Origin of the sequence: Flavobacterium sp. WC2430 (assembly GCF_040822075.1) — a bacterium.
Classification (GTDB): Bacteria; Bacteroidota; Bacteroidia; order Flavobacteriales; family Flavobacteriaceae; genus Flavobacterium.
Genome location: NZ_CP162007.1, coordinates 3,126,666 through 3,141,834, shown reverse-complemented (window position 1 = coordinate 3,141,834; position 15,169 = coordinate 3,126,666). Strand labels below are relative to the sequence as shown.

The following is a 15,169-nucleotide window of genomic DNA, read 5'->3' as shown; positions in this document are numbered from 1 at the left end:
AAATGAAAGCTACTTACCACAAATACATTCTCGACTTCAAGCGTCCGTCTGGGACTTCTCGTGGCGTATTAACTCAAAAAGAAACTTGGTTTATTGTGCTTGAAAAAGACGGTAAAAAAGGAATAGGAGAGTGTGGTGTTTTGCGCGGTTTGAGTATTGATGATCGACCAGATTATGAAGATAAATTGCGATGGACTTGTACAAATATTCATCTGGGTGAAGAGCAACTTTTGGAAGCTTTAATTGAGTTTCCCTCAATACAGTTTGGGGTGGAAATGGCCTTTCAATCTTTGGCAAGTGTAACACCTTTTGAATTGTTTCCTTCGGACTTTGTTGCGGGTGAAAAATCAATTCAAATCAATGGACTTGTATGGATGGGAGAACCTTCTTTTATGAAGGAGCAAATCGAGGAAAAATTAGCCCAAGGATTCAATTGTATAAAATTGAAGATTGGAGCGATAGATTTCGATAAAGAATTGGAATTGTTAGCTTTTATTAGGGCAAATTTCAGTCCTGAACAAGTCGAAATCCGAGTGGATGCTAACGGCGCTTTCGGTTTAAATGAAGCTTTAGTTAAAATAATACAACTAGCTGGTTATGTATTGCATAGCATAGAGCAACCTATTGCTAAAAACAACACTGACAGGATGTCAGAGCTATGTAAAGCCACTCCTTTGCCGATTGCTTTGGATGAAGAGCTGATTGGCGTGTTTTCATTTGAAGATAAAGAACGGTTATTGCAAAAAATAATGCCCCAATTTATCATTTTGAAGCCTAGTTTTATAGGTGGTTTTAGAGGAACGAAAGAGTGGATTTTACTGGCCGATAAGTATCAAATTGGTTGGTGGATTACTTCGGCTTTGGAGAGTAATATTGGTTTAAATGCCATCGCACAATGGACTTATTTACAGCACAATTTAATGCCACAAGGGTTAGGGACTGGAGCACTTTATACTAATAATTTTGATTGCCCATTGCAAGTTCGTCAAGGGCAATTATGGTATGAAAAAGACCGTGGTTGGGACTTTGATTTTAACCAATTAGAAACGGTTTAACTATCGAAAAGGCGTGTTTTTTAAAATGTCGATTCAGGTTTTATTAGCTTATTTTTATTGCATTTTTTTAGCAAATTTTCCAATAGTTAGTCCTTGTACTAAAATAGAAAAACAAACAATTACATAGGTGATTGTTACCCATATTTCTTTGTGATATTCTGGATTAATTGATAAAGCTAGAGCAATAGAAATGCCTCCTCTTAGACCTCCCCACGTTAATATTAGTCTCGTTTTTTGAGTTATTTTTTCTTTAAGTCGTACCGAAATAGATGGAATAAAAATGGATATGTAACGAGTAATTAGTGTAATGACTAAAATAATAAAAGCTGCAATAAGTATTTTTTGATTGGTTTGAATAACTAAAAGTTCTAATCCTATAAGTACAAAAAGAAGTGCATTTAGGATTTCATCTATTAGTTCCCAAAATCCGTCTACATATCGTGCTGTTATATCTGACATACCTAAAGTTTTCCCTTGGTTACCAGTAATCAACCCCGCAACAACCATAGCTAGTGGGCCAGAAACATGAAGATAGTGTGCCAGTGTATAACCTCCCATAACGATTGCTAAAGTGATTAATACTTCTACTTGGTAATGATCTATACTGGCTATGAATTTAAATCCAATATAACCCACTATCAGACCTAGAATTAAACCTCCGATAGCTTCTTGACCAAACAACATCATTATACTAATTGCGTCCAAGTTTGCACCAGGACTAGCTAGTTTTAATAGTGTAATGAATACTACAACAGCTACACCGTCGTTAAATAAAGATTCTCCTGCGATGATTGTTTCTAATGATTTTGAAATTCCAGTACTCTTTAAAATACTCAAAACTGAAATAGGATCTGTAGGTGAAATTAAAGCTCCAAAAAGCATGGAGTGGATCAAATCTATTTTGAAACCCATAAAAGTCAATACATAATAAGATGCAAATCCTATTAGGAAGGTACTAATCAGGACGCTTATGGTTGAAAATAATAAGATACTTAATTTTTCATTGTTCAAATCTTTGAATTTAATGTGAATTGCTCCTGCAAAAAGCATAAAACTCAACATTCCTTCCAGTAGTAATTCACTAAAATTGATATTGTACATGGTAGCGGTTATGTCTTGCTTGAAATCAGGGAAATTATTCCCAAAAACTAATATAAATAGAGAAAAAACTAAGGACACAAGCATTAAACCAATAGTGCTTGGTAATTTTAGGTAACGAAAATTAATATAAGCAAAGACTGCTGATACTACAATTAGTATTGAAAAAAGATGAAATACGTCCATTATTATTTTTTGATATTGATATTGAAATCAGGTGCTTGAACCAAGTGGAATGTGGCGGAAGCCATTTTTACCTCTCCGTTTGTAGCTTCTATTTGGCTTAAGATTTTAGAAAACAATGCTGTTTTGGTAAATCTTCTTTTTTTATAACCTACCACATAACGAAGCGTATATTCGGCCCAATTGTCATTGGCAACCAAGGAAATCATGGGTTCAGTTTGTGCGTCTTCTAATCTATATTTATTTTGAAGTTTTTTCCATTTTTCTTTTGAAGTATTGGTTAAATCACCTGCAACTTCGATACCTACATTCAATATTATTTCTTTAGCTTTATCGTAGTTACTGCCATATTGGATAGGAATCTTTATTTCGTCCCATAAAAAAGGAAAATCTCCAGAATAATTAAAAACAGGTTCTTTAAAAACATAACTATTGGCAATCAATACTATTCTTCCATTGTATAAATCACCATCAACCCATTGCCCTGTTTCCATAATTGTAGTTCGTAGCACTCCAATATCCATTACGTCTCCTTTTATTCCTCCTAGTTGTACGCGATCTCCTGTATTATAAAATCCACCAAACATGATGGCTAACCAACCAGCAAAGGATGCTATTACTTCTTGTAAAGCAAATGCTATTCCTGCTCCAGCTACGCCTAATGCAACAGTAAATCCACCTAACTTATCACTAAAAACAACAGTCAAAAAAATAATAGTTATCAAATAACCCACAAAAGTGCTGAACTTTTTAGCTTTATATCGATTGTCATTGTCTTTAATTTTTGAAAACAGCTTTTTTTGAAGGGCATTAATAATCATCCAAATTATGACAACACCAACAAGAAAAGTCACAATTTTCCCAACAGTGGGATTATATAGGTATTCTTGGATTTGCTTTTCCATTTTTGTCTATTTGTTGATGTGTATTACTCTTTGAGGAAAAGGAATGATGATATTATTTTCTTTAAATAATTCAAATATTTTGATCCTCATTTCACTTTTTATACTTTCGACTCTAAAAACATCTTCAGACCAGAAAATAACAGAAAAATTTAGTGATGAATCACCAAAATCAGTAAATCGAACAAAAGGATTTGGTTCCTTTAGTACACCGTTTTGACTATCAACAGCTTCCTTAAGTACTTGCATTACTTGTTTTATATCCGATGAATAATCTACACCTATATTGACGTCAAACCTTGACGAGAGATCATTATGTGTCCAGTTTATTAACTGATTTTTTGTTAAATTAGAATTAGGTAGGATAATGTATTTATCATCTCGCGTTAAAACGGTGGTTGTTCTTAAGTTGATTTCCTTTACAATACATATTAATCCGTCAGCTTCTATTACATCATTTACCTTAACTGAAGAGTCAACCAAGAGTATAATTCCAGAAACAAAATCACTAAATAGGTTTTGTAATCCCAAACCAATCCCAACTAATAATGCTGCTGAACCTGCTACTAGTACCGATAAATTGAATCCAAATAGTTGTAAACCAGTGATAATCGAAATTACAATAATTAAATATCTGACTAAACTGTAAATGGAATATTTTTTAGCTTCGTCAATTTTGTCAACTTTGTAAATTGTTTTTTTAATAATTTTCAAAAGAAGACCCGTTACGATAAGAAAGACGAATAGCTTTATAATGCTAATAATCTTAATATTGAATTCTCCATCTTGAAAAAGAGTATAGTTTAATAGTTCTTTCATTGCATTGTTATTGAGAGAATTAAATAAGAGAATATTAAAATTACATAATTAAACGTACACCACCAAGTTCAGATACTCTATAAGAGAAACGATTTCCTGGAGAACCAATAAACATAAAGTTTTTTGGAATTTTCCATTTATTTGATAGTTCATCGATGATTTCAGGACCAAAAACACCTTCTAGTTCAATAAATTCGATATCAATTTCAGGATAGGCGCGATCTAATACTTTAAGATCTTTTATAAGTAAATCGTTATTTTCCCCTTCACTTTTTACATTGACAATTTTTAATTTTTTAGTGGTTTCGTTATTTTGAACGTATTGCATTACCTTATTTATGATCGCGACGTCATCCCCTTTTGTGAAAAATACAAGTTCTTGTGAATTGATTTTTAAATTCATTTTCAATAAATAACGATTACTGAAAATAACCATTCTTCGTAATGGTTTGTAAAAATATTCTAAAGCTTCAATCAATACTTTTATAAGAAAAGATCGGTTGAGCATAATTGAGACAAAAAGTAAAGCTGGAATTAAGTATTTAATAAAAGTGTAGAAAGAGTCAACATTTAATTGAACATTTCCTATAAAGGCAGCTATGATAAGTGAAACTGCAAAAACTACTGCAATTCCTCTCGCTTTTTCTGGTCTTGGTAATTTTTTACGTTTGAATTTTAATAATAAATTTCCAATTCCAAATAATCCCATTACCGCTAAGAACGAGAAGGTGTAAACTCCAGCTAATGCAATAAGATTACCTGCCGTAACGAATAAAACGGATACACATAATATTAAGAAACTGATGATTATTCTATAATTAGAACCACGCTTATTTTGTTTTAAAAAGTAGTTGGGTAAAATACGGTCTAAAGTCATACGATTTAATAAACCTGATACTCCTACAAATGAAGTTAAAACAGCACCACAAAGTACTAGAACAGCATCTATAGAGATAAGATAAGCTAACCAAGATCCACCAGTTGTGTGTCCTAAATAAGCTAATAATGACTCTTGATGTTCTCCAACTTGCGCAAGGGGGATAATACAAATTAATAATAATGCTATAACTGGATTGAAAAAACTTACTATAGCCCACATATTACGAAGTGTTTTAGGGAAAACACCTTGCTCTTGTTCCTCAACAAAATTAGCTGAACTTTCAAAACCTGAAATACCTAACATTGCTGCCGAAAACCCTAAGAATAATGCATTGATAATTCCGCCTGAACTCACAGGTAGACTCCAGTTGATATTGAAAGTTTCTAATCCATTAGAGAAAATAAACCAAGAAGACGCTAGGACTAATATACTTAAGGTCGATAAATGAATAATAAAAATAGCAACAGCAACAATTGCTGATTCTCCAATTCCTAAAATAGCTAATCCAGTAAAAGCAAGTAATACAACTACTGTTGCAATTGCGACATTAATTCCTGGAGCTATACCATGTAGATAATGCATTCCTTCAGATGCCGATATAACAGCTGTCGCCATATAAGATAATACCGTTAAAGTAGCAGCAAGCGAAGCTAACCTTTTGGAAGAAGTATTTAATAATACATTATAAGCGCCTCCATTAAGAGGTATGGCACCAACAACTTCACCATATATTTTTCGGAATAAAAATAATACAACTGCAACTAATAATAATGAAATCCAAGCATATTGGCCCGCATACATAATTGTAAGTGCCGATACGTAAAGACAAGATGAACTAATATCATTTCCGCAAATTGCGGTTGCTTGTAATTCATTTAATTTTTTATGTAATACTTTTTTCATTATTTTTTTAGATTTAGCTCAACAATTGTTGATATACATTACTCGCAAGATAATCATTTGTAATAGATTGCCAAATTAGATAATAAATTCTTGATTCATCATAAAAGAGAAATGAAAAGCATTTTTAAGTACGGATTGTATTTTTTTTATTTTAAAATATTGATTTTCAGATATTTGAATAATTTTAGTTTTTAATTCATTATCTTTAAGCACTATAAAAAGAATTGTAAAAATTGGTACTATGAAACTTCTTTTAAAATTTAAATGGTCAATTGTCACAGTGTTTTTTGTTAGTTTCCAGATAAATGCTCAAAAACAATCTATAAATATTTTATTGAAGGATTCTCTTCAGTAAAAAGAAGTTTTTAAAACAATTAGTGAAGACTGGCAATTGGCAAGGCAGTTCGAATTATATTTAAAAAATAGAAAAAACACAACACATGTTATTGGTAATAAAAAGATGGTAATTGGTAATAGCATGGAGATAGATTCTATAGATATAAAATGCAGTCATGGTGAATAATAAGATAGTTTATAACTTGTAAAAAATGAGTTAAATTGGATTTTGCTTAAAAAGAAGGTCTATATTAACTAATAAAAGCAAATTACTTAATAACATTAATTGCTGGAAATAATGATGTATCACGATACTTACTGGAACATGGGAATAATGTGGGTTATATGGTTACCTATAATGGTATTTTGTTTTATTTTTTTATTTCGATTTTTTGTTAAATCCAATACTAATAAGTTTTCGGAAAAGGAATCCCCTTTGGAAATTTTGAAAAGAAGATATGCAAATGGGGAGTTGTCTACAGCCGAATTTGAAGAAAGAAAAAAAATACTAGGAGATAATTAGACTCTTTAAATTGAATAGATCTATTAGAATTATTTTTGCTCTCTAAACAAAGACTAATTTATTCATTCAATAAGCGGCGGTGGTAATTTATTTGTCCTAGATGATAGGATAGGTGAGTAGTCAAATGTATGAGCATAAACTCCGTTGACGTTTTGTTTTCGAATACTAACAATGGATAGTCCATTTTTAAATCATCTTCTTTTATTGCATTTAAAGCTTCCTCGACTACAAGTATTGTGGCATCGATTTTTTGTATCAAATCGGATTTAGGAACATTCTTTAATGAAAATTCAAGAGGTCTATTTCTGATATAGTTAGTATTTCCAAAAACACTTCCTATGTATGTATTAAGATTTCCTATTAAGTGTAGGCATAGATTTCCAGCTGAATTTGATATTTCTTTTTCAACATGCCATATTAAACTCTCATTTTGATACAATTCAATTTCGTTTATTAACTGATTAAGATCTCGTTTAAATATAGTTTTTAGAGTATTAATTATCATTGTTTATTTTTTTGGTAATCCTTAAGTGATGAAATTGCTTTCTCGTGAATTTTTTTTTGCATGAAACCAGTCCAACCAAATAAGATTCCAGGAATTCCAAAAGCTTGTTTTGACCATTTCCAAATGTCAAAATCATCAGTATGTTTAATAATTAAACCGTTTTTAAAATGGAAATGAGAACTTACTTCATTTATAACTTTCCGTTTCGTTTTGCTAAAATTATAGGTGGCTACCCATTTTGCAGTACCTAAATATTCATCAGCTTCTATATTAGAGAATACTATTATGATGTTTCCTTTACTACTTTTAATTAGCATTTTCCACATATCACAAGCTTGATTCCCTTTTAATAGACCAAAAACAGGATCTCTAAATTTAATATCTGGATGATAGCATTCGCACATTGTAGATGCATCGGCATTAGTAAAGGCAGTGTAGAATTTGGTTAGCGTTTTTTCGTTCTCGGTCATATTTAAAAATTATGAACAGTAAAAATAATAATTTTTTTGTTAAGAATTAATTTTATATTCAATATCTAAAAATGAATTTAATTTAATATTTTTAAGATTTCAATTATTTTTTAGTTGTTTGACTATCTATTTTACTTATTAGGCAATTGTTATTTCATTTGACAAATAGATGTTTTGTACTGAATTTATGAGTTTAACACCTTCACTAAAAGAGCGTTGAAAAGATTTTCGCCCCATTATCACTCCAGAACCTCCTGCTCTTTTATTTATTACTGCTGTTCTTACCGCTTCTGCAAAGTCAGTTTTACCTTTTGATTCTCCGCCAGAACTAATCATTCCAATGCGACCTGAATAACAATTTAGTACTTGATAACGGCACAAATCGATAGGGTGCTCACTAGACAGTTTTGAATACATATCAGGATTAGTTTTAGCAAATTTTAAAGTAGTAAAACCACCATTGTTGAGTGGTAATTTTTGTTTTATAATATCTGCTTGTAATGTGACGCCTAAATAATTGGCTTGTCCTGTAATATCTGCAGCAATATTGTAGTCTATTCCATCTTTTATAAAGGCTGTGTTTCGGGTGTAACACCAAAGTATAGTTGCCATTCCTAAATTATGAGCTTCTTCAAAGGCCTGTGTTACTTCTATAATTTGCCTATCAGACTCAGTTGAACCAAAGTATACGGTGGCTCCAACAGCAACTGCTCCCATATTCCATGCGTCTTGTACACTTGCAAACATGATTTGATCATATTTGTTAGGATACGTCATTAATTCATTGTGATTAATTTTTACAATAAAAGGAATTTTATGTGCATACTTTCTAGAGAGCAATGCTAAACCTCCCATTGTAGAGGCTACTGCATTACAACCAGCTTCTAATGCTAACTTTAATATGTTTTCTGGGTCAAAATAAATTGGATTTGGAGAAAAGGAACTACCAGCAGTATGCTCAACTCCCTGATCAACGGGTAAAATAGATAGGTAGCCAGTTCCAGAAAGATTTCCATTGTGATAAAGTTGATTTATACTTCTAATGGATTGCTCATTTCGATTACTATTTAAAAACGAATCAACGCTATCTTTATTGGGTAAATGGATTTGATTTTTAGCAATTGTTTTACACACATGATTCAACAAGTTCTCTTTATCATTACCTAATAAATCTAATAATTGGAATATGTCTTTCATCATAATTTTAATAAAATATTAATTTCCTCAAGAATTATAAAAAGAATAATCAGTATATCCTTTTTCATCAGCGGTATAAAATAGATCCATATTTAAATCTTCACAAAGTGGCCAATTATTTTTAAATCGATCTACAAGATCAGGATTTAAGATAAACGGTCTACCAAAAGCAACAAGATCCGCTAAACCACTTTCAATAGCTTCTTCGGCGGTTTCATTATTAAAGCCACCGCAAAGAATAATAGCATTTTTGAAATTTTCACGAATCATTTTCTTTATTTCTAATGGAACAGGAGGGGATCCCATCGCAGAATGATCAACTAAATGGATATATGCAATATCTAATTTATTAAGTTCCTTAGATAAATAGTCATAAGTAGCATCTATTTCAGGATAATGTGACATATCGCTGGCTACTCCATAAGGGGATAAGCGAATTCCTGTTTTGTCTTTTCCTATTGCATTGGCAACACCTTTTACTACTTCTAGAACAAATCGGCATCTGTTTTCAATACTTCCGCCATAATTATCAGTACGGATATTAGTTATTGGTGACAGGAACTCTTCTAATAAATAACCATTGGCTCCATGCAACTCTACACCATCAAAATGCGCAAATAAGGCATTTTCGGCAGCACATATAAATTCAGTTTTGGCATGAATTATATCTTGTAAAGTCATTTCAGTAGGAGTTTCAAAATCTTGAAAATGTTTTAAGTCAGTCCACATTTGTCCACTTGCTTTTACTGCTGAAGGAGCGAGTATTTTGGACCCAACAGGCATATTAAGTGGATGACTTATTCTTCCTGAGTGCATCAGCTGAACAATTATTTTTCCATTGTTCTTATGTACAGTTTCTGTGATTTTTTTCCAGGCCTCAACTTGTTTTTCACTAAAAATTCCTGGAATTCTGGCATACCCTAGTCCATTAGGGGATGGTGCTGTTCCTTCGGTAATAATTAATCCTGCAGTTGAACGTTGTTGATAATATTCACACATAAGTTCATTTGGAATATTTTTTAATGCCCTGCATCTCGTCATTGGCGCCATAACAATTCGATTCTTTAATTCGATTGAGCCAATTTTTATAGGGGTGTATAATTGATTTTCTCTCATGATATAAGTATTAAATTGCTGATATAAAGATAATTATATTTATTGATTTAATTGGTGAAAATGGTTGCAGAATTGAATTCTAAATGGTGAAAGTGTTATTTTTTATTTATAATTTAATAAAAATGGAGCATAAAAAAAGAGGATAGACTTTTAAGTTTCTATCCTCTTTTTCAAATTATAAAAAATATATTCACTTTTATTTAGTAGCAGGAATAATATCAATTATTACTGTTCTATTATAAGAACGCTCTTCTGGAGTTTTATTTTCAAATGGAGCTTTATTTTCATCTTCCCCAAATCCATGTAATTCAAATTTCACATCATTTCTTCCAGTTTTTGACAAACCACTTTCAATGATACTTTTCACATCATTAGCACGAGCTAAAGACAATTCTTGATTATGGACTTCTTCACCAATTACATCAGTGTGACCATGAATAATTACAGTTGCTCCATTAGGAATTTTTGGTGCAATAACTTCAGTTAGGTATTTTTCATAGATTGTAATCGCTTTAGATTTATTAAATTCATAAATAATACTATATCTAATTCCTTCTTCCACTTTAGCAGGTGTCCAAAGCACAACATGTATTGGGCTTTCTTTCTGTACAATTTTACCGCTTTTAGATTGACCAATCATTTTTACATTGTAATCCCCTTCTGCACGGTTACCTAAGATTGCTTTACCAGGTATACGAACTAGATCTTCTGTATATGGACCAAAAGATTGTACTTTTCCTTGTTCATCAGCAATTTGTAAAGACCATGACGATAAAGCTTCAGTAGCTCCTGTATTATCAAAAGTAACATAGCTTTCAATTGGTGCTTCTTGAAGTGCTACAATTTTTACTGGTTTCAATTGGGCATCAGGTCCGTTTTGAAATTCCATTAGTAAATCTGGAGAAGTACTTTCAATAGAAACTCTACGATCTCCTTCATTAAGAAGTTCTAATTCTAATGTTCCTCCTGGTTGTAAAGAAGGGATATTAGGTTTTGTTTGACCTGTAGTTTTAATTCTTGAAGCATCAATAGCGAACACATTTACTAAATACGTTTTAACTGATTCGGCCATTGCTAATCCATCTGTAGGACCATTTTCTGAAGACCCTACTAAAGAAATTGTTGATGTAGGATTTTTTTGCATGCGGTCACCCAAAATGTTTAATACATTATAGTAAACAGTCATTTGTCTTTTTGAACGGTCAGACAAGTTTTTTGGAGCAAAGACTTCTAATTGGTCTTCTTTAAAATCTTTTACCTGATTTTTAGTTAATAAAACATAACGGTTTGGAATTTCAGTTGAACCGGCATTAAAATACACATAGTTTCTAAGTGGGAATATTTCATTATATCTAGACTCACCTGGTACATTACTTGGTGAATTAATAGAGAATTGTACTTCGGCGTCTTTTACCATATCAGTAGACTGTTGGATATTTTGGCCTTGTCCAAATTTAAGTGCAACACCTGCTCTTACCGTTGTAATATTCCATGTTTCAGTTGAACGTGGATCTTGACCAAAATAAGGTTGAAAAGAAACAAAAGGAGACAATACAAATTGTATTTTATTACTATCTGATGAAAGTGGAATATCATAACCAGCTCCAATTTGCATGGAAACTATCGTTTTATTTACATTATCAAAATCACCTTTCACAGCTGGATTAGCGGTTTGATCTGGATATGCAGGATTTATACCTAATTGATAGGTAAATGATTTATCCATATTGAAAGCCAAACGTGGACCTCCATAAACGTAGAAATTAGATTTGAAAGGAGCAAAACGTAAACTTGGTTCCACTGTAATATAACTCACGTTCGTTTTTAAATCTGCAGGACAGTCACATGCTGTAACTACTTGGTCAAATTTACCCTTGCGATTGTCATATCCAGCTTGTAACATAACTCCCCATCTTGAATCAGCAGGACGATATTCTAAAAGTGGTGCAATAAAAAGACCAGCTCCAAATCCATCATGAAATGTTTTAGGAGAAGTAAAACTAGCATTCATTTGCTGTGTTGACCCTCTGTAAAAATTAAAATTAGCACCACCAGCTAAACCAAAATACCATGAAGGTTTTGTATACTTAGCTTCTAGAGTCTCTTGTGCTTGAACTGAAGTTTGAAAACTCAACCAAGCTAAAGTAATAATTCCGATACTTTTTAAGGTACGATTGGTAAGAGACCATGCAGTAGATGGTGTCTCGTTATAAATATTTTTTGATTTCATTTTTGATGTATTTTATTATTAGGTTTTATTTAAATGAATCCCGCCCTAAGACGGGATATTTAAAACTTTGATTGTTTACTTAATTAGCAGGGATATTAATAATTGTATTTACCATAGTTACCGAAGAAACTAATGAAATAGCTCTACCATTTAATACTGTTTCTTGACCAACAAGAGTTGTACTATTTCCTGGAGAAGACAATGTCACACCATTATTAGCAATAATGTTTCCTACCATTACACCACCACCACCGTAGTTAATTACGGCTGTGCTACCTACGTACCAATACACATTATTTGCTGAACCAACTCCATTTTTAAATTTAACACTTCTAGAAGCTGCTGGAGATCCCACTGTTAGGGATGATGCTGCTTGAAAATACCAAACTGCATTTGCATCACCTTGTGCATCTAATTCTAAATCACCATTTGTAATTTTATAGGTACCACTTGCTGATTTATACACACCAGGCGCCAATGATAAGGCTCCTAATTCACCAGATCCTTGATCACTTCCACCTGGTTTCGAAGCTGGAGAAATACTATTATAAACATCTCTTGCAGCATTCAATCCTTCAAGTGCTATTTGTGCTTTTGTACCATTTCCTGGTGCAGGTGCTGCAGCAAAGACTCCACCAGCTACAAGACCGTTATTAAGAGGTGTAACAGTATATACTTCAAATGGTGAAGCTAAAATATCTGTAAAACCTGTTACTAATGTAGAAGCTGCTGTTGTACCAATTCCTCCATTATTAATTCTTGTTAATAATCCTTGATTCGTTATTCCAGCATTTCCACCAAAGACTCCGAAAGTTAATTTTGAAGTAGAAGGGATAGTTGGGTTTGTAACCAATGTTGTAAAGCTCCATACATAATCATTTGCTAAAGCAACACCTGTAGCATTTTTTGCACCAGTTGTAATTGTCGCAGTATAAAGTTTCCCTTCCAATAGATCATTTGTTGGATTAAAAGAGGCAGTTGTTCCAGAATAGCTTACTATTCCTGCAATTGTTGTTATACCTTGTTTTAAAGTAAAAGTCGTTCCATTAATTGTTAACGGATCCATAATCATACTAAAGTTAGCTGTAACCGTTTGATTTAGATTAATTCCTGTCGTATTGTTTATTGGATCTGTTGCAGTTACTGTAGGAGCTACTAAAGCACCCGTTGTAAATTTCCATACATAGTCACTTAATAATGCAGTATTGTCTAAATTTGTTACTGCTTTAGAAACTGTTGCTGTGTATACAGTATTAGGAGCTAAAGGTCCTGCTGGAGTAAAGATAGCGGTAGTACCACTATACGATACAGTTCCTGAAACTGCTGTAGTTCCTTGTTTTAAAGTAAAGTTAGTTGTATTAATAGTTGAAGCTTTCATTGGCATATTGAAATTAACACTTACTAATTTGTTTAAAACAACATTATTGGTGTTATTTTCAGGATCAGTTGATGATACCATTGGAGTAATTGTTAAACCAGTACTGAAAGTCCAAATAGTTTCGGTTTGTAATGCGTTACCCGTAAGATCTTTTACAGTTCTTGTTATTCTTGCACTGTACGTAGTGTTAGGAGTAAGCAATGCAGATGGAGTAAAAGTTGCTGTAGTTCCACTGTATGTTACTACACCTGCAACTTGTGAAGTTCCGGTTAAAGTAAATGAAGACTGATTTATAGTTTCAGGATTCATTTCTTCATTAAAGCTTACAGTAATTATTTGATCAAGAGGAACGTTTATAGCTCCATTGACTGGACTGGTAGTTGTCACAAGCGGACAAACACCATCTACTTCTTGAAAATCATCTTTTGCACAACCATAAAATAATGCAATAAAGAGTACTGCGACGGTTAATAGTAATTTTTTTGTTTTCATTTTTATTTAATTTTGGGGATTGATTGTTATGTGGAACAAAGGTTCATTGTTAATGCCTCTTACCTGTTATACTATTAACTTTCATTGTTTTATAATTCACTGATAGTATATTTATAAAATATGTTAAAATGCTCAATGTTAGGTTTTTACAAAATAATGGTAGTACTGCTTTTATTTTACAATAGCAGTATTTATTTCAATTTCAGAGAAATAAAGTGAGATTTAGAAAATAGCTAAAGAGTTCGAAAACCATGTTGTGTCCATTAGGTATAAAAAAATTCCCCTTACTACAATTTGTAGTAAGGGGAAATCTTTTATATAGATAAATTTGATTTACATTTTCACTTTTTTCTTTAGGTATAAAACATGTGCATTTAATTCTCTAGTTAAAAGGTCTAGTGATAATGCGGATTCTTTTATGTAATCGATAGATTGTTTAATTTCTTCTTTTGAATCTTTAGTTATATCAATCATGAGAGAAAAACCAATAATATTAGCAATTGGCTGTCTGACTTTATGTGAAGTCAAATACATGATTTTTTCTAAGCCCCTAATATATTCTTTTTGTGATTCTTCGGCATTCTTAAGTTCTATATTGGTTGCCATTAATTCAGCTGCTCTTTTTTCTTTTTCATCATTTTGAAAGGCGAGTTCTTTATTAGCAATAATTAATTCAGCTGCTCTTTTTTCTTTTTCATTATTTTGAAAGGCGAGTTCTTTATTGGCAATAATTAATTCAGCTGCTCTTTTTTCTTTTTCATCATTTTGAAAGGCAAGCTCTTTATTGGCAATAATTAATTCAGCTGCTCTTTTTTCTTTTTCATCATTTTGAAAGGCAAGCTCTTTATTGGCAATAATTAATTCAGCCGCTCTTTTTTCCTTTTCATCATTTTGAAAAGCGAGTTCTTTATTGGCAATAATTAATTCAGCCGCTCTTTTCTCTTTTTCATCATTTTGAAAGGCGAGTTCGGTATTGGCGATAATTAGTTCAGCTGCTTTTTTTTCTTTTTCATTATTTTGAAATTCAAGCTGCAAATTAGTAATTATCAAATCTTCTTTTTTCATTTTCATGTCCATAATAA

Annotated in this window: 13 protein-coding genes; 2 read left to right on the top strand and 11 right to left on the bottom strand. The window is 32.1% G+C overall.

Annotation, left to right across the window (positions count from 1 at the left end; translation table 11 throughout):
• Window positions 1-2: 2 nt before the first annotated feature.
• Window positions 3-1,055, top strand: coding sequence for an o-succinylbenzoate synthase (locus AB3G36_RS13695; RefSeq protein WP_367753666.1), 1,053 nt, complete (start codon window positions 3-5; stop codon window positions 1,053-1,055).
• Between the two features lie 54 nt (window positions 1,056-1,109).
• Here the strand turns inward: AB3G36_RS13695 and AB3G36_RS13690 are convergent, their stop codons facing one another.
• The 4 genes from AB3G36_RS13690 to AB3G36_RS13675 are packed head-to-tail and all read right to left on the bottom strand — an operon-like array spanning window position 1,110 to window position 5,840.
• Complete coding sequence (locus AB3G36_RS13690; RefSeq protein ID WP_367753664.1) at window positions 1,110-2,339, bottom strand: cation:proton antiporter; 1,230 nt, start codon at window positions 2,337-2,339, stop codon at window positions 1,110-1,112.
• A gap of 2 nt (window positions 2,340-2,341) precedes the next feature.
• Window positions 2,342-3,241 carry a mechanosensitive ion channel family protein gene (locus AB3G36_RS13685; protein ID WP_367753662.1) on the bottom strand — a complete coding sequence of 300 codons (900 nt, stop codon included), beginning with the start codon at window positions 3,239-3,241 and terminating at the stop codon, window positions 2,342-2,344.
• A 6-nt stretch (window positions 3,242-3,247) separates the two neighbouring features.
• Window positions 3,248-4,057, bottom strand: coding sequence for a mechanosensitive ion channel family protein (locus AB3G36_RS13680; RefSeq protein WP_367753660.1), 810 nt, complete (start codon window positions 4,055-4,057; stop codon window positions 3,248-3,250).
• A gap of 40 nt (window positions 4,058-4,097) precedes the next feature.
• Window positions 4,098-5,840 (bottom strand): APC family permease, encoded by a 1,743-nt coding sequence (locus AB3G36_RS13675; protein ID WP_367753658.1) that lies wholly within the window; start codon window positions 5,838-5,840, stop codon window positions 4,098-4,100.
• A 634-nt stretch (window positions 5,841-6,474) separates the two neighbouring features.
• Here AB3G36_RS13675 and AB3G36_RS13670 point away from each other — a divergent pair.
• On the top strand, window positions 6,475-6,699 hold the full coding sequence (locus AB3G36_RS13670) for an SHOCT domain-containing protein (RefSeq protein ID WP_367753656.1): 225 nt from the start codon (window positions 6,475-6,477) through the stop codon (window positions 6,697-6,699).
• Window positions 6,700-6,757: 58 nt separating this feature from the next.
• Here AB3G36_RS13670 and AB3G36_RS13665 read toward each other — a convergent pair whose 3' ends face one another.
• From AB3G36_RS13665 to AB3G36_RS13635, 7 genes are all read right to left on the bottom strand, one after another.
• Window positions 6,758-7,204, bottom strand: coding sequence for a DUF1572 family protein (locus AB3G36_RS13665; protein WP_367753654.1), 447 nt, complete (start codon window positions 7,202-7,204; stop codon window positions 6,758-6,760).
• Window positions 7,201-7,674 carry a nuclear transport factor 2 family protein gene (locus tag AB3G36_RS13660; protein WP_367753652.1) on the bottom strand — a complete coding sequence of 158 codons (474 nt, stop codon included), beginning with the start codon at window positions 7,672-7,674 and terminating at the stop codon, window positions 7,201-7,203. Before AB3G36_RS13660 ends, AB3G36_RS13665 begins: the two co-directional genes overlap by 4 nt.
• Before the next feature lie 138 nt (window positions 7,675-7,812).
• Window positions 7,813-8,871, bottom strand: coding sequence for a class I fructose-bisphosphate aldolase (locus AB3G36_RS13655; RefSeq protein WP_367757945.1), 1,059 nt, complete (start codon window positions 8,869-8,871; stop codon window positions 7,813-7,815).
• A gap of 27 nt (window positions 8,872-8,898) precedes the next feature.
• The gene (locus AB3G36_RS13650) at window positions 8,899-9,987 is read right to left on the bottom strand and encodes an alkene reductase (protein WP_367753650.1); all 1,089 of its coding nucleotides are present in this window, start codon (window positions 9,985-9,987) and stop codon (window positions 8,899-8,901) included.
• A 196-nt stretch (window positions 9,988-10,183) separates the two neighbouring features.
• Complete coding sequence (locus AB3G36_RS13645) at window positions 10,184-12,217, bottom strand: outer membrane beta-barrel protein (protein WP_367753648.1); 2,034 nt, start codon at window positions 12,215-12,217, stop codon at window positions 10,184-10,186.
• A gap of 79 nt (window positions 12,218-12,296) precedes the next feature.
• The gene (locus AB3G36_RS13640; protein ID WP_367753646.1) at window positions 12,297-14,087 is read right to left on the bottom strand and encodes an Ig-like domain-containing protein; all 1,791 of its coding nucleotides are present in this window, start codon (window positions 14,085-14,087) and stop codon (window positions 12,297-12,299) included.
• Between the two features lie 333 nt (window positions 14,088-14,420).
• A complete protein-coding gene (locus AB3G36_RS13635; protein ID WP_367753644.1) occupies window positions 14,421-15,152 on the bottom strand; it encodes a diguanylate cyclase in 732 nt (243 codons plus the stop codon).
• Between the last annotated feature and the right edge of the window lie 17 nt (window positions 15,153-15,169).

What these genes read in the sequence shown, in the direction of transcription:
- AB3G36_RS13675 (WP_367753658.1), bottom strand. Translation starts at nt 5,840, where the DNA reads ATGAAAAAAGTATTACATAAAAAATTAAATGAATTACAAGCAACCGCA.
- AB3G36_RS13690 (WP_367753664.1), bottom strand. Translation starts at nt 2,339, where the DNA reads ATGGACGTATTTCATCTTTTTTCAATACTAATTGTAGTATCAGCAGTC.
- AB3G36_RS13685 (WP_367753662.1), bottom strand. Translation starts at nt 3,241, where the DNA reads ATGGAAAAGCAAATCCAAGAATACCTATATAATCCCACTGTTGGGAAA.
- AB3G36_RS13655 (WP_367757945.1), bottom strand. Translation starts at nt 8,871, where the DNA reads ATGAAAGACATATTCCAATTATTAGATTTATTAGGTAATGATAAAGAG.
- AB3G36_RS13680 (WP_367753660.1), bottom strand. Translation starts at nt 4,057, where the DNA reads ATGAAAGAACTATTAAACTATACTCTTTTTCAAGATGGAGAATTCAAT.
- AB3G36_RS13660 (WP_367753652.1), bottom strand. Translation starts at nt 7,674, where the DNA reads ATGACCGAGAACGAAAAAACGCTAACCAAATTCTACACTGCCTTTACT.
- AB3G36_RS13645 (WP_367753648.1), bottom strand. Translation starts at nt 12,217, where the DNA reads ATGAAATCAAAAAATATTTATAACGAGACACCATCTACTGCATGGTCT.
- AB3G36_RS13695 (WP_367753666.1), top strand. Translation starts at nt 3, where the DNA reads ATGAAAGCTACTTACCACAAATACATTCTCGACTTCAAGCGTCCGTCT.
- AB3G36_RS13665 (WP_367753654.1), bottom strand. Translation starts at nt 7,204, where the DNA reads ATGATAATTAATACTCTAAAAACTATATTTAAACGAGATCTTAATCAG.
- AB3G36_RS13650 (WP_367753650.1), bottom strand. Translation starts at nt 9,987, where the DNA reads ATGAGAGAAAATCAATTATACACCCCTATAAAAATTGGCTCAATCGAA.
- AB3G36_RS13635 (WP_367753644.1), bottom strand. Translation starts at nt 15,152, where the DNA reads ATGAAAAAAGAAGATTTGATAATTACTAATTTGCAGCTTGAATTTCAA.
- AB3G36_RS13670 (WP_367753656.1), top strand. Translation starts at nt 6,475, where the DNA reads ATGATGTATCACGATACTTACTGGAACATGGGAATAATGTGGGTTATA.
- AB3G36_RS13640 (WP_367753646.1), bottom strand. Translation starts at nt 14,087, where the DNA reads ATGAAAACAAAAAAATTACTATTAACCGTCGCAGTACTCTTTATTGCA.